The following is an 18801-nucleotide window of genomic DNA, read 5'->3' on the forward strand; positions in this document are numbered from 1 at the left end:
TTTTTTTGTTAAAATCCGGCAGTCTGTGCGTTCAAAAGCTATCACCAGGTTATTGTTTACGGTGGGTGTGATTACCTGGCTGGCCTTGGTGTTTACAGACATTTCTATCCTGTTCAGCTCGCTCAGCAACATAAAACCCGAGGTGCCCGTGTGGCTTCCCGGGGTGATCCTCAACCTTTTCATCCTTTCGCTTTTCTATTATTATAAGCTGAAAATTGAGCGCGACGAGGTGCTGAACTTTGTTGACCTGCTGTGGCGTGTGTTTGCCACCGGGTTGATCTCGACCGTGATTTCGCTGGCCCTGCGCCTGGTAGAACACCTGCTGGGCAGTCCCAAAATAGATTCGCACTCGGCGTTCAACGTGGTCTTTAACGACCTTGTCTACCTCATCAACCTCGGGCTCATGATCGGCTTCCTCATGATGGCCTTCAGTGCCTGGAAGCGACTCATCCTCTATCAAAAATCAAAATGGCTGTTGCGCCTGTGGGCCTTTTTTGAAGTGGGCCTGCTGGTGACATTGGTCTACAACAGCTTCCGAGTGCCGCAGGTGGAATGGCTCTTTGGCGCCTTGCTTGGGATTTTTGTGGTGGTAGGTCTTGTGCTGTCGGGCAACATGAAGTGGGTGGCCTTCCTCAACTTCAAACAGAAGTGGACAAGCTTGCTCTTATTGCTGCTCACCATTTTCTACCTGCTCTACATTTTCTTCACCAACAGCACGCTTTCACAAGGCATCGGCGAAGTTTCGACGTTCTATACCGACTATCACCAGCACGTGTTCATCATGTCGCTCATTGTGTTTGTGACGGTCTATAGCATCTTCTCGTTCCTGGTGATTTTGTTCAACCTGCCCACCACGTCGGTGTTCGAGCAAAAGCTGGAAGAGGTGGTGAACTTTCAACGCATCAGCCAGTCCATTCAAACCGAACAAAGCGAAGAGAGTGTCTACAACATCTTGCTGGAAACTTCGGTAAGCTCGGTGTTTGCCGACGCGGCATGGCTGGAAATCAACAGCAACGCGCATGAACACAAACTCTTCACCTATAAGATAACCGACAAGGAATCGTACGACATCATTCATCACCTGAACTCGCACAACATCAAAGGCGTGTTTGATCAGGGAAGCGAAAAAACAAAAAATCTGTCAAAACACCTGGCCACGCTGAAGGGTTCACGGTTCCGTTCGATCCTGGCATTTCCCATTTATGTAAAAGGCGATAACATTGGCACGCTGGCCTTGTTAAAAGAGCTTCCCGAGGGGTTCAACAAGGAGATGACCAAGATCGTGTCGACGTTTTCGAATCAGGCGGGAATTTCTATCGAGAATTTCCGGTTGATGGAGGAAGCGCTTCAAAACGAGCGCTACAAAGAAGAACTGAAGATTGCCAAGATGGTGCAGAAGAGCTTGCTGCCCACCTTGCTGGAACAAGACCCCGACTTTGACGTGGCTGCGTTTTCGGAGTCGGCCGATGAAGTGGGCGGTGACTATTACGACACCCTCCGCATCAACGACCACCTGGTGTCCATCATCATTGCCGACGTTTCGGGGAAGGGCACCACGGCCGCGTTCCACATGTCGCAAATGAAAGGGATCTTTCACAGCCTGGCACAACGCGACATTGCGCCCGACGAATTTATGGTGCAGGCCAACCAGGCGTTGGTCTACTGTCTCGAACGTGGCTCGTTTATTTCGGCCACCTATTTCATTATCAATACCCAAACCAAGAAGATCCGCTATGCCCGCGCCGGCCATTGCCCGGTGTTGTATTATCATGCCGACCGCCAACTGACGGAGTACTTTAAAGACAAGGGCGTGGCCCTGGGCATGGTGCGCAACAAGAGCTACGCCAGCTTCATTCAGGCCAACGAGTTTGCGTATAAGCCGGGCGATATCATGGTGCTCTATACCGACGGTGTGACGGAAGCCAAAGATGGCAAAGGCGAGGAGTTTGGCTATGAACGCCTGTTGGCCATGGTTTGCGAGATCAAAGACCTGGCGCCGGCGCAGATCCAGGACTATATGATTCACAAGCTGTATGAATTTTCGGGCACCGAAAATATTGATGACGACTACACGACCATGATTGTAAAATTTAAATAAATAAAAAGTTCCCGTTTCACTTGAAATAGGGCTTTGCATGGAACTCAACATAAAATATTAAACCACGTTAAAAACTTATGATCCACATTAAAAGATTGCAGGAAGATGGTGCCGACGTCATCGCGTTGGTAGGCGAAATAGACGCCAGCTCTTCCATTGAGCTTGATCTGGCAATTGCCAAGAGTGTGGGGGAGGGGTTCTCCAAGATCCTGGTCGACTGCAGTGCATTGGAGTATATTTCTTCGGCGGGCCTCGGTGTGTTCATGTCCTACATCGAAGAATTCAAGGACCGCAACATCAAGATGGTATTATTCGGAATGAGCGATAAGGTTGCCAACACCTTCAGCATCCTGGGGCTTAACGAGCTGCTGCACATCGGAAAAGATAAAGTTCAAGCTAAGCAAATTGTCAATGAACTATAAGTTTAAAGTTGGGTGTAGCATCGAGAACCTGAAGGGGGTGCGCGACTTCATTCGCAGCTCTCTGAAGAATCACAATATTTCCGAATTGGAAATAAGCGAGATTGTGCTGGCCCTGGACGAGATGTGTTCCAACCTCATGATCCATGCACACCAGTGCAACCCCGACGATCTGTTTGAGCTCATCATCAGTGTAGAAAAGAATCATCCCCTCGTCTTCGAACTCATCGACGACGGAACGGTTTTCGATATAAACGAATTCAACACCCCCGCCCTCGACAACATCGTGCACGAAAAGCGCAAGGGAGGGTTAGGCATTCGCCTAGTGAAATCGATCATGGATAAAATAGAATATCAAAAAACCGGTGGCCGGAATATCTGCCGCCTGGTGAAGACCGTTCACTTTATTTAAATCACCAATCTTTTTTCAGAGCCATGTTGAAAAGCGCCATCACGATGCTGTTCTGCGGCACACTCGTCTCCCTGAGTGTTGCTCAAACCCACAGTCCCGTTGCCAAAGCCAAACCCGTCACGGTGTTCACGGTGAGCGGCAAGCCTGTTAATGCCGACGAATTCACCTACCTCTACCGGAAAAATCATCCCAACAAAACGCTGGACTATACGCCCGAAAAAATAAATGAATACCTCGCCCTGTTCATCAACTTCAAGGTGAAAGTGGAGGAAGCCAAACGCCGTGGCATGGACACCACCGCCGCGTTTGTGAAAGAATTTAATTCCTACAAAGAAGAACTACGCAAGCCCTACCTGCCCGACGCCAAACTCACCGACAGCCTGGTGCGCCTCACCTACGAACGGTCGAAAGAGGAAATCCGGGCATCGCACATCCTCATGAGCCTCACGCCCGACGCCTCACCGGCCGACACCCTCCGCGCCTACAACAAGGCTGTTGAAGTGCGCAACAAGATTTTGGCGGGAACAGATTTTGGCAACGCAGCCGCTACCTATTCGCAGGATCCCTCGGCTCAACTGAACCGCGGCGACCTGGGCTACTTCACGGCATTGCAAATGGTGTATCCCTTTGAAACTGCAGCCTATCAGTTGAAGACAGGCGAAATGAGCCAGCCTGTCCGCACCCGCTTTGGCTACCATTTGGTGAAAGTGACGGACCGGCGCCCGGCACCCGGCGAAGTGGAAGTGTCGCACATCATGCTGCGGACCGGCGATGGCAAAGACAACGAGAAAGTGAAGAACACCATCTTTTCGCTCTACGACCAGCTTCAGGCCGGCGTGAAATGGGAGGAGCTGTGCAAACAATATTCGGAAGACCCCAGCTCGAAAGACAACGGTGGCCGGCTCCGGCCTTTTGGTACGCGAGGCATGGCCGGTGTGCCGGAATTTGAAAAAGTGGCGTTCAGCCTCCAGAAACCCGGCGAACTTTCAGACCCGTTTCAAACCCAATACGGCTGGCACATTGTTCGCCTCGAACAAAAACTGCCGATGCAATCCTATGCCGAAGCGGCACCGGCCCTGAAAAGCAAAGTGGTGCGCGACGATCGGAGCGAAGTTTCCAAAGCCGCGCTGCAGGCCAAACTCCGCCATCAATACCTCTTCAAAGAAAATGTAGCGGCCAAGGCCCGGGCCATGGGCGCCGCCGACTCGTCGCTTCAAAAAGCCGCCTGGAAAGTGCCGGCCACCCTGAAAGCGGATAAGGAAATGTTGTTCAGCGTGCAGGGCAAACCCTATGCGGTGAAAGATTTTATGGCCTATGTGCAAAAAAACCAGCACGCCAACCTGCAGGACCCCCGCAAATATTTCGAAGAACTTTACAACCATTATGCAGAGGCCTGCATCATGCCCTTGGTAGAAGCGGAAATCGCCACTAAAAATCCCGACTATGGCTTTTTGCTCCGCGAATACTACGAAGGAATCCTGCTGTTTGAGATCATGGAAAAGGAAGTCTGGAACAAGGCTTCGCAGGATACGGCCGGCCAGCGCAAGTATTATGACGAGCACCGGGCCAGCTATACGGCCGGCGACCGTGTGAAGGCCGTGTTTTATTCGGGCAATACGGGCGAGTTTATGACGCCCGTGCGGGAAATTGTGCAGGGAGGCGACGAAAACAAGATCCAGGAGGCGGTGACCTTTCGGAAGTTGAAGACCGAATCGGGCTACTTTAAGAAGGAAGACAAGGCCATCTTGGAAAAGATGCCCTGGGCTAAAGGCGTTTATCCCGCGGAAAACAATGGAATATATTACCTTGCGTGGCTAAAGGAGATACTGCCCCCCGGCATTATGTCGTTTGAAGAAGCAAGGCCGGCCGTGATCTCGGATTACCAGGCCTTTTTGGAGAAAAAATGGCTGGATCAGCTGAAAAAGAAGCATACCGTGAAGGTGAATGAGAAAGGAAAAAAATTCATACTGGCAGAACTTCAGGCAAAATAACCCTACACGGGGCATGAACGGTGCGACCACCGTTTTTGTACTTTTGTGCCTGCTTTTTTCCGGATGCGACCTTATCAAAATGAAAGGCAGCCACGCCGACGGAGAAGCCGGGCGAACCCCTGTGGCCCGGGCCAACGATTCTTATTTGTATAAAGACGAGCTTGTGGGCATCACCGCTCCCGGCACGCCTCCCGAAGACAGCACCAAGCTGGTGGAGGCCTACATCAACACCTGGATACGCAAACAACTGCTCATCCAGGAGGCGTCGCGCAAAATAGACATCAACGAGGCCCAGGTGGAACGCAAAATTCTGGACTATCGCTACAGCATCATTGCCTACGAATACCAGACCTACTACATCAAACAACACCTCGACACGTTGGTGGGGCTCGATGAAATTGAAACGTACTACAAGGCCAACATTGATAACTTTATCCTGAAGCAAAATATCGTGCAGGGCGTGTTCATCAAAATTCCGAAGAACGCACCGCGCACGGCGAAAATAAAAGAGTTGATTTTCTCAACGCGCGACAAAGACAAACGGGAATTGAAATCATACTGCCTGAGCTTTTCATCGGCCTATCACATCTCCGACTCCACCTGGGTGGTGTTCGACGACCTGGTGAAAAATTCTCCGCTGGCAGAGATCCCCAACAAAATTCAATTCCTGAAGTCAAACCCGTACTACGAAACATCGGACGATAACTTTTTATACTTCCTGAAAGTGGGGCAGTACAGAATATCCGATAACGTGTCGCCCATGGAGTTTGTGAAAGACGACATCCAGAACATCCTGGTGAACAAACGCAAAGTGGAGTTGGGAAAAAAACTGGAAGACGAAGTGTTTAAGGAAGCCCAGGATCAAAAAGAATTTGAGATATTTAATTGATATGCAGATTGTACGCAGAGTAAGAATTGCCTTGGTCGTGGTTGCAGCGTTTGCCATGCAACATGCCGTGGCGCAGGAAACAGAAGCCAGCAACAGCTTCGTGGTTGACAAAATCATCGCGAAGGTCGACAACTATATTGTGACCAAGTCGGAACTGGAGCGTGCCTACCAGGAGTATATCACCAACGGTGGTTCGGCTTCGGGCCAGGCCAAGTGTCAATACCTGGCCATGCTGGTGCGCAACAAGTTAATGTTGGCCAAAGCCGAGATCGACTCGGTGGTGGTGCTCGACGGCGAAGTGGATCTGAACACACAAAACCGGATGGACATGATTGTGTCGCAATCGGGACGTTCGGTGGCCGACCTTGAAGAACTCTATGGTAAAACATTGGAGCAGGTGCGCCTCGAACTGCGCGACCAGGTGCGCGAGCAGATGATTGTGAGCAAAATGGAAGAAGAGATGACCAAGGGTGTTGCCGTGACGCCTTCGGAAGTGAAACGCTTCTTTGGAAAAATTCCCAAAGACAGTCTTCCCTATTTTTCTGCGTCGGTTGAAGTGGCGCAGATTGTGCGTGTGGCTAAGGTCAGCGAAGCCCAGAAGAACATCACCAAGGGCGAGCTCATGGAAATCCGCAAGCGCTTGCTGGCGGGAGAAAACTTTGCCGACCTGGCCCGCAAATATTCAGACGACCCCAGCGTGATTCAGAACGGTGGCGACATGGGTTGGTCGGGTCGTGGCCGCATGGTGCCGGAGTATGAAGCAACGGCATTCAAACTGAAGCCCAACGAAATTTCGATGCCCTTCAGTTCGCCCTTCGGCATTCACATCATGCAATTGATTGAACGTCGCGGTAGCGAATACAATTCACGCCACATCCTGATCTCGCCAAAACCTTCGGCACAGGATCTTGCAGACGCCACACATTTCCTCGACAGCATTCGCTTGCTTGTGGTGAACGACAGCATCATCTTTCAAAAAGCAGCCAAAGAATTTTCGGACGATGTGACCACCAAAGGCAACGGCGGTTTCTTTGCCGACCGCGACGGTGGCATACGCCTGACGGTGGAAGACCTCGACCCGATTGTGTTCTTCAAGCTTGACTCCATGAAAGTGGGCGAGGTGTCGCAACCCATTGCCTACCGCACCGACGAAGGAAAAGATGCGGTGAGAATTTTGTTTTACAAAGGTCGCATCCCTCCACACGAAGCATCGCTGGAAGCCGACTGGACAAAAATACAGGCTGCAACGTTGGCCGAAAAGAAAGACAGGATTTTGCAAAAGTGGTTTCAGAAAGCGCGGACCGATGTGTTTATCAACATCGACCCCGCCTATGACAATTGTGGACTATTAGACGAGCGATAATGATACAATTTTCTTCTGACGTAGCCGCAGCCGATGCCTTGGCAGCAGCCTATAAGAAATTAAAAGCAGAAATATCCACGATTGTCATCGGACAAGATGAAGTGGTGCGCCAGGTGCTTACCGGCATTTTCTGTCAGGGGCATTCATTGCTCGTGGGCGTGCCCGGCCTGGCCAAGACCTTGCTCGTGCAAACCATCGCTACGTCGCTCGACCTGGAATTTAAGCGTATCCAATTCACGCCCGACCTGATGCCGTCAGACATCATTGGCGCGGAAACCATGGATCGCGAACGCAACTTTAAATTTGTGAAGGGTCCTGTGTTTGCCAACATAGTGTTGGCCGACGAAATTAACCGCACCCCGCCCAAGACACAAGCTGCGTTGCTGGAGTCGATGCAGGAATATTGTGTGACCATTGCCGGCGTGCGCTACGATTTGCCCCGCCCGTTTTTTGTGTTGGCCACGCAAAACCCGATTGAACAGGAAGGAACATATCCGCTTCCCGAAGCACAGCTCGACCGTTTCATGTTCAACATCAAGCTCACCTATCCGTCGTTCAAAGACGAAGTGGAGGTGGTGAAAAGCACCACGTCCGACACACCGAAGAAAATCAGCAAGGTGCTGACCGGCGAAGAAATTGCCTACTTCCAGCACCTCGTGCGCCGCGTGCCCGTGGCCGATAATGTTATAGAATATGCCGTGGGCCTTGCCAACAAAACCCGCGCAGGTTCGGCAGGTAGCTCGTCCATCGCCAACGACTATCTGGAGTGGGGAGCCGGACCACGTGCCTCGCAGTATCTGGTGCTGGGTTCGAAATGCAATGCCTTGCTCAATGGAAAATATTCGCCCGACATCGAAGATGTGCAGGCCATTGCCAAGCCCGTGTTGCGCCACCGCATTGTGCGCAACTTCAAGGCCGAAGCCGAAGGCATCAGTGTGGATGACCTTATCGAAAAATTAATGAACGCTTAAGATATTCCTTAAGCGTTCATTCAAACTCTTCTCTTTTAAAACATTAGTTTCTGTAGTTCAACGCAGGCTTGCGATCGCCCACCAGGGCTTCGTAGGTGAAGCTTTCGCCCGTTCTTTTCTTTAACTCTTTCCACGATTCGGCAATCACCGCTGGCGATTCAAACAAATCCATCGCGGTGAAGGCAATGGCTTTTGCGGCAACGATCATGCCTTTATAGCCAATGGTGGTGCCACCGGCGGCCACGGCCTGCCAGCTGTGCGCGGCGGTGCCCGGAACCCATGTGGCGGTAGATAGCCCAACCGTTGGAACCACCCAGCTCACATCGCCCACATCGGTGGACGCGGGGCCTTCCTGAATTTTGAATGCTTCCACTTCGTTTGTGCTTTCAAGTTTGGGCACGTTCGTGGTGAACGTGCTCTGAATTTTTGTAGCAAATGATTTTTCTTCGGGTGTGTAGGTATAGCCACCAACCGCGTGGAGGTTTTTGTCCATCACGCGCGCCAGGGTTTCGTTGGGCAGCATGTTGTAGACGCCGCCGGTCACTTCCACCTCCATGCGTGTTTCGGTGCCCAGCGCTGCGCCTTGAGCGGCTTTCACAATACGGTCCCAGGTGCTTTTCACATCTTCGCGTTTCGGGTGACGCACATAATAATAAACTTCCGCGAAAGCGGGCACTACGTTTGGTGCTTCGCCGCCACGGGTGATCACGTAGTGAATGCGGGTTTCCTGCGACACGTGTTCGCGCATCATGTTCACCATGGCGTCCATGGCTTCAACGGCGTCGAGCGAGGAGCGACCGCGTTCGGGTGAAGCGGCGGCATGCGAGGCCACGCCGTAGAATCTGAACTTTCCGTTTTTGTTGGCCAGTGTGCCACCCGTTGATGCCGAGTTGCCATCGCCGGGGTGCCAGTGCAGCACCACGTCAACATCTTTGAAGAGGCCATCGCGCACGAGGTATACTTTTCCCGAGCCACCTTCTTCGGCAGGTGTGCCATAGAAGCGAAGTGTTCCTGATTTTTTAGTGGCCTGCAACCAGTTCTTTATTTCGATAGCGGCCGCGGCCGAAGCTGTGCCGAACAAGTGGTGACCACAGGCATGGCCTGCTGTTTTTCCATCGATGGTTTTCTTTTCGGGAACGGCGTCTTGTGAGATGCCGGGCAGTGCATCATATTCGCCCAGGATGCCGATCACGGGTTTGCCCGAGCCAAAGGTGGCGATGAAGGCCGTGGGCATGCCGGCAATGTTGTTTTCTACTTTGAAGCCTGCCTGTGTCAGGGTTTCCTGGAGCAGTGCAGAGCTTTTGGTTTCCTGGTAGCCCACTTCGGCGAAGTCCCAAATCTTTTTTGCCACGTCGGCATAGGTTTGATACTTGGCGTCGATGGCTTTCGCTACATCGGGTTTTGTTTTTTGGGCAAAGGAAAATAAGGATGCGCAGAGCAATCCGGTGGTCAAGGCCGTCTTCATCATAGGTTAATGTTTGACGGAAAATAGCGAATGGAAATTTTAAAGCCTAAGCTTTTCCAACAGCGGCCCGAACACCGCAGTGCAATGGATTGAGGTGGAGGCTGAGAATGGTGTGAAGAAAATTTTGGGCAGGATCACTCCAGGCCCTTTTCTTTCATTTTGCGGAACTCGCGCACGCGTCGTGTCATGGCAATGCCGAAGCCTACCATTAGCACGAGTGTGCCCAGCCAAAGCACATTGATGTAGGGCTTCTCCAGGGCTTTGATCACCACCCAATCTTTCTGACGGGTGTTGATGCCCAGGGCAAATTCGTTTGTTTCGGGATGGATGTTGAGCAGCGTGAGGCGCAGACCCAGGTCGGCCACTTCGTCGGGGATACGGCCCGCCATTTTATCTTTGATCAGGAAGATGGGTTCGGCAAAATAGTCGCCATTCTCTCCGCGAATCTGAATTTTTGCTTTCACGGCCACGTCTTCCTGGTCGAGCTTTATGCCATTCACTTCAAAAATCCGCTCCACCGATTGAAGCACCGACACATAGTCGTTGGCATAAAATTCCTGCCCGATCTTTACCTTCATTTCTTCGAGCTTACTCCACTCTTCCCCCTCCGAAGGTTTCATCACCGACGACACGTGTGTGTATAAATCGGCCGACACGGTTTTGTAGATGTCGGGCGAAACCAAAAGGCCGCCCATTTCGGGGTTGATCTGCGCGCGCGGATAGAGCGTGTAGGTCTTGTTGTTTTTGCGCAGCTGAATTTCGTAGAATGTGTTTTCGCCTTTAATGTCGATGGTGTCGTTGGCTTTGTAGGTAATGCCGTCGGCCACAATGTCGCGCTTGGCCACCACCAGGTCGCGGTCGCCGGTAGGCGTCACATCGCCTTTGCGTATATAGCCTCCGTTATGACGCGGCTCCAGGCGTTCGCCGAGGTATTCGATATCATAGCCCCACATGCCACGGGGTTCGTTCACAAACAGCAACAGGTTGTCGCGGTTAAAGTCCTGGCTAAATTCTTTGGAGATGAGCATGCCCGTGTTGTTGAGCGACACGATCTTGGAATAGCCCGCCGAAAACATGATGCCCAGCAGCATCATGCCCACACCGATGTGTGCCACGGCACCACCCGACAGACCCGGGCTTGAACGAAGCACCGAGAACAAAATCTTGGCGTTGCTCACCAGCGTGAACACGCCTGCCAGGGTGAGCACAATGTAGGCCGGTGTATAAACTTTTCCGATGGTAACAATCAGGGCAAATAAAATGAGCGTGATCAGCGCCGGTGTGGTCAGTTCTTTCTTTAACCGGTCGGCATCGATCTTCTTCCACCAGAAAAATTGCCCAATGCCCGACAGCAGACCCACCACCACAGCAAACCACAACTGAAACTTAGAATAGAATGCAATCTGATCGGCCGGCAAGGCCAGCTTGGAGGTCACACCAAAAAATCCCAGCACCTTGTTCCATACCGGAATGGAGGTGGGCATGAGCACCTGAAAGCCCATGAGGCACAGCGTGACCGCGCCAATGAAAATCCAGAATTCGCGCGAATAGACCGAAGCTTCTTTTTCGGACGATGGAATTTCGCGCCACCGTGCAATGGCCAGGATGATGGCCGCGCCGAGGAAGAAGAAAAGATAGATGAAAAGCTGTCCCGAAAGACCAAGGTCGGTGAACGAGTGCACCGAAGCATCGCCCAGGATGCCGCTGCGGGTAAGGAACGTTGAATAGAGAATGAGCACAAACACGCCAATGACCAGAATGATGGAGGCTTTCAACGCGGTTTCGCTATTTCTATAGGTGATCATGGTGTGAATGGCCGCCACCAATACGAGCCACGGAACATAAACCGCGTTTTCTACGGGGTCCCAATTCCAGTAACCGCCAAAGTTCAGGGTTTCATAGGCCCAGTAGCCACCCATCAAAATGCCAAGCCCGAGAATGGCGCCGCTGAACAACGCCCAGGGTAGAGCAGGACGAACCCAGTCGCGGTATTTTTTCATCCACAATCCGGCAATGCAGAAAGAGAACGGCACCAGTGTGCTGGCAAACCCCAGGAACAACGTGGGCGGGTGAATGACCATCCAATAGTTTTGCAGCAGCGGATTGAGGCCGTTGCCGTCTTTGGGAATGAATTCGGGTTGCGCCATGAATATGGGGGCATCGCGCATGGCGTCGCGCAGCAAAATGAATGGCGAGCTTCCGATCTTGACATCAAGCCCGGGAATGACAACGCCCAGGATCATAGAGGCCAGAAATGCCTGCACCACCGCGAACACGGTCATGACCGGCGCTTCCCAATAGGTGTTGGTGCTGATGACGATGATGCCCAGCACAGCATGCCAGAACAACCACAGCATGAAGCTGCCCTCCTGTCCATTCCAAAAGGTGGAGATGAGGTAGTAGACCGGAAGCTTGCGGTCGGAATAGTTGTAGGCGTAGTGATATTCGAAATAGTGATTGGCAATGATCACAAACAGTGTAACACAGATGCCGAGCACGGCCAGCGCGTGCAGGTAGAATCCGGTTTTGCCGTTTTGCAGCCAGAGTGTTTTTTCTTTCAGGTCACTTAATGTCGTGGCTTTGAAATAGGCAAAAGCTGCAACGAGCGAGGTGATGAAGGAGGTGATGACAAAAAGGTGGCCCAGGTCACCAATGAAATAATGCATGCTGGTGTGGTTAGTAAAAATTCAGTCAGGTGCCAGTAGGGAACCGTCGCGATTCGGGTGTGGGTGCGGAAGGGATCTGGGTGTGTTTTTATGGAGGATGCCAGGCGAAGAAAAACCTTAGACGTTTATCTTTTGCTCCTGGTATTTAGAGGGACATTTCAGCAGAATCTTGCTGGCGTTGAAGGCGTCGTCGTGGTAGCTGCCAATGACCACCACTTTTTCGGAACGCAGAAAATCGGCGGGCATGGGTTGGGCGTACTGCACCAGTTGTTCTTTGCCGGTTTCGTCGATCATGATGAAGGAGAAGGAAACTTTGTCGGCCCCTTCGGTAATGCCCAGCACGTGGCCTTCGTCATCTTTCTTAAGTTCGCCCACCACGTGGATTTCCTTTTTGTTACCCGCAGTCGACATGCTCAGCGCTTCGTCGAAGCCCACATAGGTGCTGGCGTCGTTCGAGGTGGACACGATGATGCCGATTGCCACGGCAATGATGACGAGAATGAGTATGTGTGATTTTTTCATAAGAGCCTCCTTCAAAAGCCGGGGCAAAATTAGCCACAAACGACTAGAAATTCAGGTAATTTTTTACCTGAAAAACGGAGGGCTGCCTATTTGGTTCGGTGATTTTTGTCAGCCAGCAGGTTTTTCAGCTTTTTCACTTTCCGGTCCATCGTGAACAGGTAGGTGATGAGGCCTGCCAGCACAATGAGAATGATGGCCACCACCACATAAATTTTGCCCTCGGCCCGCAAACCGTCGGCCATGGGAACGTCTGTCGCACCGGTTTGGGCATAGGCCGAAAGGCTTGCCAGGGCGAGAATCAGGCTCAGGAGGCTGCTAATGAATTTTTTCATCTTCTATGTCGTGAATTTTGTCTTCCAGGGTTCGCATTTTCACCCGCAACGAAACGATCCAGATGCCGATCAATATCCAGCCGATCACGGCCGGGTAGAACACCATGCGCATGCGATTGTCGAGATCATACATGTTGAATCCGGGGTTGCCGCCGCTGCCCGGGTGGAGGGAGCTGGTGAGGCGGGGGATGATAAAGATCAAAGGAATCATCGCCGCAAAGGCAAAGATGTTATAGACGGCGCTGAGGCGGGCTTTTTGTTCCTCGTTTTCCACAGAACCTCTCAATATAAAATAGGCCAGATACACCAGCAGGGCAATGGCGGCCCCGTTTTGTTTCGGGTCGCCGTGCCAGAACGAACCCCAGGCATAGTTTGCCCAAAGCATGCCGGTGAGCATGCCCAGGATGCCAAACACCAGGCCCACGTTGGCATTCTCCACTGCCTTGCGATCGTTCTCGGCCGTGGGATTTCGCAAATAGACAATGGAGTAATAGACCGAAATAGAAAATAAGGTGACCATACCAAACCACATAGGCACGTGGAAGTAGAGCGCGCGGATGGTTTCGTTGAGGATGTTCAGCCGCGGCACGTCAAACAAGAGGCCGGCGGTGTGAACGTAGAATAATAAAAAGACTGCAATAATCTTGAGCCAGTTCTTCATGGATGATCGTTGGAGACAGAACAAAGGTGCAACGGAATTTGCTGAAAGGAGTTGCCCTCGTTGCTGCGTTTTTAGCTGCGCCAAATATACGGGAAGAGCAGGTACGACAAGGCGGACAGGATGCAATTTATTGCGAACAGGTTCAGCAACTCGTCCATGCTGGCCGAGCGGTCGAGACCATCGAGCACATTTTTTGTGATTTTGATGGCCATGAGCAGCAACGCGATGATGACCGGAAAACTCAGCACCGCCATCAGGATGTTGCTGTTGTTTGCCTTCGAGGCAATGCCGGAAATGAGGCTGAGTGCGGCCGAAAATCCAAATGACGTGAGCACAAGCGTGAACACGAACAGGGCATGGTCTTGAATCGGGTTGCCGATGAAAAGCGAAAACAGCACATAGCCCGTGAGCGACAACAACAGGCACAACAACGTGTTGTAGATGATTTTGGAAAGGATGATGGCCTGAGGGCTTGCGAGCGCATAGTAGTAGATGAAGGTGCCCTTCTTTTCGCCGATAAAACTTTTGGCCACGCTGTTCACCACCGAAAACAAAATGGCAAGCCAATAGAGCGCCGACCACGTGGCTTCGTTGATGGAATTTTCGCGAAGGCTGAAGGTGAGGTAGCAGATGAAGATGAGGCTGAACAAATAGAGGCCAATGCCCGAGATCACGGCCTTGCGCCGAAGCTCCAGCAAAAGTTCTTTATGGATCAGTTTGAAGATCATCTTTTGGCCTCGCGCGCAGCTTCTTCCATGCGAAGCAACTTGCGAATGGATTTGAATGCAATGAGGATCGACACAAAGATGAGCCCCACAAACGAACCGGCCACAATGGAAACCGAAAGCCGGGGTTTCACGGGATTGTTGAACCGGGTGAAGCCTTCCAACAGTTGAACGCTGTTCACCAACTCCAGTTTGTCTTTCACTTCCAACCGTTTTATAGTGAGCTCCACCAGTTCCTTGTTGATGGAGGTGAGGTCGAACACCACACTGCCTTTGGTGTTGTTGAAGAAATCGCCATCGTAGATCCGTTTTTTCAACCCATCGAGGTCTTTGATTTCCTGGTCGTAGCGTGCAATGGTTTCCTGATAGCCTGTGCGCTTTTGGTTGACGCGCACTTTCACATAGGCGTTGTTTTCGAAATAGTTGATGAGTCCTTTTTGAAGATCGGGCAGAATGTCCTGGTTGTAGACTTCTACGGTGATGATGAAATATTTGCGGTCTTCCTCTTTGGCTACTTCCGATTCATTTGAGTAGGGGCTTTCAATTCTGACCACCCCTACGTTGCTGGCCGTCTCGGCCGAAATGCCGAGCAGCGATGTGAGGGCCTTCGTGTTGCCTTCGGCTAGGTAGTGGTTGATGTTGTCGATGAGCTTTTTGCTGTAAGACTCCGTCATGATCTCGGAGCTCACGATCATCTTGTTTTCATATACCTTAACGGAAGAGAAATAGTGCATGGAGCCTAGCGCGGTGCCCAGAACAAAGAAGATGAGAATCATCCAAAAATTGTCGCGGATGATTCGGACTGCCCTGAGGACTAAATCAAGCAGGTCGATCTCATCATTTCTACCGTTCGCCATTCCCGTGCTGGTTAAATTCCGCGAAAATTAGAAAATATTACAAATTCCCCCTAATCTGTTAATTTTGTCGGCTTAATTCAGCAGCGATTCAATGCAATCAAACGCAACAGTTCTTGTCACCGGGGCGGCGGGCTTCATCGGCTTCCACCTCACCCAAAAACTCACTAGTCTGGGATTCAAGGTAGTGGGCTATGATAATCTCAACGATTATTACGACGTCAACCTCAAAAACTCCCGTCTCGACATCCTGCGGAAGCTTCCGGGCTTCACCTTCGAACAGGGCGATCTGGTGGACTATAAGGCGCTCGACAGCGTGTTTGCCGCCTATAAGTTTGACTATGTGGTGAACCTGGCGGCGCAAGCCGGCGTGCGCTACTCGCTCACCAACCCGCATGCCTACCTGAAGAGCAACCTTCACGGATTTCTGAATGTGTTGGAAACGTGTCGTCATCACAAGGTGAAACACCTGGTCTATGCCTCGTCGAGCTCGGTTTATGGCGCAAACAAAAAGATGCCCTTTTCGGTGCATCACAATGTTGACCACCCCATATCGCTCTATGCGGCCTCCAAAAAATCGAACGAACTGATGGCGCATACCTATTCGGCGCTCTTCAATCTGCCCACCACGGGCCTTCGCTTCTTCACGGTCTATGGCCCCTATGGCCGACCCGACATGGCGTTGTTCATTTTCACCAAGGCCATTCTCGAAGGCCGACCCATCGACGTGTATAACAATGGCAAAATGATGCGCGACTTCACCTATGTAGACGACATCGTGGAGAGCATATCCCGTCTCGTGCCCAAACCGGCCAGACCAAACACCGACTGGAACGGTATGGCGCCTGACCCTGCCACCAGCTTTGCGCCTTATCATATCTTCAACATCGGCAACAACCAACCCGTTGAACTGATGCGCTTCATTGAAGTGATCGAAGAAAAACTCGGCATCAAGGCCATCAAAAACATGATGCCCCTGCAGGAAGGCGATGTGCCCCAAACGTATGCCGACGTGGAAGACCTGATGCGCGAAGTAGACTTCAAACCATCGACGACGATCGAGTCGGGCATTGGCCGGTTTATCGATTGGTATAAATCCTATTATCAGAAAAAATAAAGCACAGACCTTGTGGAAAAAATAAGCATCATTGGACTTGGGTATGTAGGCCTCCCGTTGGCCGTGGAGTTTGGAAAGATATTGCCTGTTGTAGGCTTTGATATCAACACCGAACGAATTGAAGAGCTTAAGCGCGGTCATGACCGCACCAAGGAAGTTGAACCGGCAGAATTGAAGCAGTCAACACACCTGCAGTTTGCGTCAGACATTGCTGCGCTGAAAGATGTGAGCTACTTCATTGTGACGGTGCCCACACCCATCGACGAATTTAAGACACCCGATCTTCGCCCGCTGGAAGGCGCCAGCAAGACCGTGGGCAGTGTGTTGAAGAAAGGCGACATTGTTATTTATGAATCCACCGTGTATCCCGGTTGCACCGAAGAAGTTTGTGTGCCCATCCTGGAGCGCGTGAGCGGTTTGAAATTTAATGTGGATTTTTTCTGCGGCTACTCGCCCGAGCGCATCAACCCCGGCGACAAACTGCACCGCGTCACCACCATCAAGAAAGTGACCAGCGGCAGCACACCCGAAATTGCCGAGAAGGTGGATCAGCTCTATCGAAAAATTATTACCGCCGGAACGCACAAAGCGTCGTCGCTCAAAGTGGCCGAAGCGGCCAAGGTGATCGAGAACTCGCAGCGCGACCTGAACATCGCGTTTGTGAACGAGCTTGCCCTCATCTTCGAGCGCGTGGGCATCGACACACACGAAGTGCTGGAAGCGGCCGGCACCAAGTGGAACTTCCTTCCCTTCAAACCGGGACTGGTGGGCGGCCATTGCATTGGCGTTGACCCCTATTATCTGACCCACAAAGCCGAAAGCCTGGGCTATCACCCGGAAGTGATCTTGTCGGGACGACGGATCAACGACAACATGAGCATCTACATCGCCAACACGGTCATTAAGCTGATGGCGCAAAACGAGCAACCCATTCACAAAGGCGACGTGCTGGTGTTGGGCATCACCTTCAAAGAAAACTGTCCCGACATCCGCAATAGCAAAGTGATTGACGTAGTGCGCGAGCTGCAAAGCTTTGGCACCACGGTGGATATATACGATCCTCAGGCCGACAGCGCAGAAGTGATGCATGAATATGGCGTGCCGCTGGTGGCAAAGCCGAACAAAAAGTATCACGCCGTCGTATTAGCGGTGAGCCACAAAGACTTTACTGATCTCGACTGGTCATCTTTCACAACAGAGAAAACCGTGATCTATGATGTGAAGGGTACATTGGATAAATCTAAAATCACGGCACGACTCTAAAAACCCTATGGCTTTAACAAAAAAAATCCTTGTCACCGGCGGCGCAGGCTATATCGGCGCCCACACTGTAGTAGAACTGATCAACGCCGGATACGAACCGGTGATCATAGACGATCTCTCTAAAAGCGATCGCACCTTGCTGGAAGGCATTGAGAAGATCACCGGCAAAAAGGTGAACTTTCAGAAAGGCGATTGTTGTGACAAGGTTTTTGTTAGGGACGTGTTTAAAACACAAGGACCTTTTTCGAGTGTGCTGCACTTTGCCGCCTACAAATCGGTGGGTGAGTCGGTGCAGATTCCACTGACCTATTATCAAAACAACATCGACTCGCTGGTGACCATGCTGGCAGTGATGAAAGAAAACAACGTAACGGATTTTATATTCTCGTCGTCGTGCACAGTATACGGTCAACCCGACCAGATACCGGTGAACGAGTCGGCGCCGTTCAAAAGAGCCGAGTCGCCCTACGGCGCCACCAAACAAATGTGCGAGCGCATCCTGGAAGACGCGCACCTCAATGGCTACCGTGTCATTTCGCTGCGCTACTTCAATCCAGTGGGTGCGCACCCTTCGGCACAACTGGGCGAGTTGCCCATTGGCGCGCCCAACAACCTGGTGCCCTATGTGACACAGACGGCGGCCGGTGTTCGCGAAAAGCTTACGGTGTTTGGCAACGACTACAACACCCCTGACGGTTCGTGTCTCCGCGACTTTATTCACGTGGTGGACCTGGCCATCGCACACGTGAAGGCGATGGAATATCTTGCAAAACGGCCGGAAGATAAATTGTGTGAGGCCTTCAACGTGGGCACTGGCGTGGGCGTTTCGGTGCTGCAGCTCATCGACAAGTTTGAGAAAGCAACCGGCGTGAAGTTTGCCTACACCATCGGACCAAGAAGACCTGGCGATGTGGAGAAAGTGTATGCCGATCCCGCCAAGGTGAATGCCGCGTTGAACTGGAAGACCAAATATACCCTTGAAGAATCGCTGCTGCACGCATGGCAGTGGGAAAAGAAAATCAGGAACATTCAATAAACGTTTTTAAGAAACGT

General features: G+C 51.6%; 17 protein-coding genes. 10 read left to right on the top strand and 7 right to left on the bottom strand.

Annotated elements, in window-relative coordinates; all coding sequences use genetic code 11:
- Positions 1–25 precede the first annotated feature (25 nt).
- The 7 genes from JI741_RS13225 to JI741_RS13255 all read left to right on the top strand — a co-directional run bounded on the left by JI741_RS13225 (position 26) and on the right by JI741_RS13255 (position 8143).
- Positions 26–2098: a GAF domain-containing SpoIIE family protein phosphatase gene (locus JI741_RS13225; RefSeq protein ID WP_202010155.1), complete on the top strand. Its 2073-nt coding sequence runs from the start codon at positions 26–28 to the stop codon at positions 2096–2098.
- A 77-nt stretch (positions 2099–2175) separates the two neighbouring features.
- Positions 2176–2520, top strand: coding sequence for an STAS domain-containing protein (locus JI741_RS13230; RefSeq protein WP_202010157.1), 345 nt, complete (start codon positions 2176–2178; stop codon positions 2518–2520).
- The gene (locus JI741_RS13235; RefSeq protein ID WP_202010159.1) at positions 2510–2929 is read left to right on the top strand and encodes an ATP-binding protein; all 420 of its coding nucleotides are present in this window, start codon (positions 2510–2512) and stop codon (positions 2927–2929) included. Before JI741_RS13230 ends, JI741_RS13235 begins: the two co-directional genes overlap by 11 nt.
- A gap of 23 nt (positions 2930–2952) precedes the next feature.
- Positions 2953–4920: a peptidylprolyl isomerase gene (locus JI741_RS13240; protein ID WP_202010161.1), complete on the top strand. Its 1968-nt coding sequence runs from the start codon at positions 2953–2955 to the stop codon at positions 4918–4920.
- 13 nt (positions 4921–4933) lie between these two features.
- Positions 4934–5809, top strand: a complete 876-nt coding sequence (locus JI741_RS13245) for a peptidyl-prolyl cis-trans isomerase (RefSeq protein ID WP_202010163.1) — start codon at positions 4934–4936, stop codon at positions 5807–5809.
- 1 nt (position 5810) lies between these two features.
- Complete coding sequence (locus tag JI741_RS13250; RefSeq protein ID WP_236676054.1) at positions 5811–7172, top strand: peptidylprolyl isomerase; 1362 nt, start codon at positions 5811–5813, stop codon at positions 7170–7172.
- 2 nt (positions 7173–7174) lie between these two features.
- Positions 7175–8143: an AAA family ATPase gene (locus tag JI741_RS13255; RefSeq protein ID WP_202011070.1), complete on the top strand. Its 969-nt coding sequence runs from the start codon at positions 7175–7177 to the stop codon at positions 8141–8143.
- Positions 8144–8186: 43 nt separating this feature from the next.
- Here JI741_RS13255 and JI741_RS13260 read toward each other — a convergent pair whose 3' ends face one another.
- From JI741_RS13260 to JI741_RS13290, 7 genes are all read right to left on the bottom strand, one after another.
- Complete coding sequence (locus tag JI741_RS13260) at positions 8187–9611, bottom strand: amidohydrolase (RefSeq protein ID WP_202010165.1); 1425 nt, start codon at positions 9609–9611, stop codon at positions 8187–8189.
- Positions 9612–9742: 131 nt separating this feature from the next.
- Positions 9743–12274 carry a cytochrome c biogenesis protein CcsA gene (gene ccsA / locus JI741_RS13265; protein WP_202010172.1) on the bottom strand — a complete coding sequence of 844 codons (2532 nt, stop codon included), beginning with the start codon at positions 12272–12274 and terminating at the stop codon, positions 9743–9745.
- A gap of 117 nt (positions 12275–12391) precedes the next feature.
- A complete protein-coding gene (locus JI741_RS13270) occupies positions 12392–12796 on the bottom strand; it encodes a cytochrome c maturation protein CcmE domain-containing protein (protein WP_202010174.1) in 405 nt (134 codons plus the stop codon).
- Between the two features lie 86 nt (positions 12797–12882).
- Positions 12883–13128 (bottom strand): CcmD family protein, encoded by a 246-nt coding sequence (locus JI741_RS13275; protein WP_202010176.1) that lies wholly within the window; start codon positions 13126–13128, stop codon positions 12883–12885.
- The gene (gene ccsA / locus JI741_RS13280; protein ID WP_202010184.1) at positions 13112–13789 is read right to left on the bottom strand and encodes a cytochrome c biogenesis protein CcsA; all 678 of its coding nucleotides are present in this window, start codon (positions 13787–13789) and stop codon (positions 13112–13114) included. The genes JI741_RS13275 and ccsA (JI741_RS13280) overlap by 17 nt, the downstream gene beginning before the upstream one ends.
- Before the next feature lie 71 nt (positions 13790–13860).
- Positions 13861–14517 carry a heme exporter protein CcmB gene (locus tag JI741_RS13285; protein WP_202010186.1) on the bottom strand — a complete coding sequence of 219 codons (657 nt, stop codon included), beginning with the start codon at positions 14515–14517 and terminating at the stop codon, positions 13861–13863.
- The gene (locus tag JI741_RS13290; RefSeq protein ID WP_202010188.1) at positions 14514–15371 is read right to left on the bottom strand and encodes a GumC domain-containing protein; all 858 of its coding nucleotides are present in this window, start codon (positions 15369–15371) and stop codon (positions 14514–14516) included. Before JI741_RS13290 ends, JI741_RS13285 begins: the two co-directional genes overlap by 4 nt.
- Before the next feature lie 91 nt (positions 15372–15462).
- On the opposite strand from JI741_RS13290, the gene JI741_RS13295 reads away from it, so the two are divergent.
- Genes JI741_RS13295 through galE form a run of 3 tightly spaced genes read left to right on the top strand, consistent with a single transcriptional unit; the run spans position 15463 to position 18784 of the window.
- A complete protein-coding gene (locus tag JI741_RS13295; RefSeq protein ID WP_202010190.1) occupies positions 15463–16485 on the top strand; it encodes an NAD-dependent epimerase in 1023 nt (340 codons plus the stop codon).
- 12 nt (positions 16486–16497) lie between these two features.
- Positions 16498–17748: a nucleotide sugar dehydrogenase gene (locus tag JI741_RS13300; RefSeq protein ID WP_202010199.1), complete on the top strand. Its 1251-nt coding sequence runs from the start codon at positions 16498–16500 to the stop codon at positions 17746–17748.
- 7 nt (positions 17749–17755) lie between these two features.
- Complete coding sequence (galE, locus tag JI741_RS13305; RefSeq protein ID WP_202010202.1) at positions 17756–18784, top strand: UDP-glucose 4-epimerase GalE; 1029 nt, start codon at positions 17756–17758, stop codon at positions 18782–18784.
- Positions 18785–18801: the final 17 nt, after the last annotated feature.

The sequence above is a fragment of the Chryseolinea lacunae genome (assembly GCF_016735595.1).
GTDB classification, from domain to species: domain Bacteria; phylum Bacteroidota; class Bacteroidia; order Cytophagales; family Cyclobacteriaceae; genus Chryseolinea; species Chryseolinea lacunae.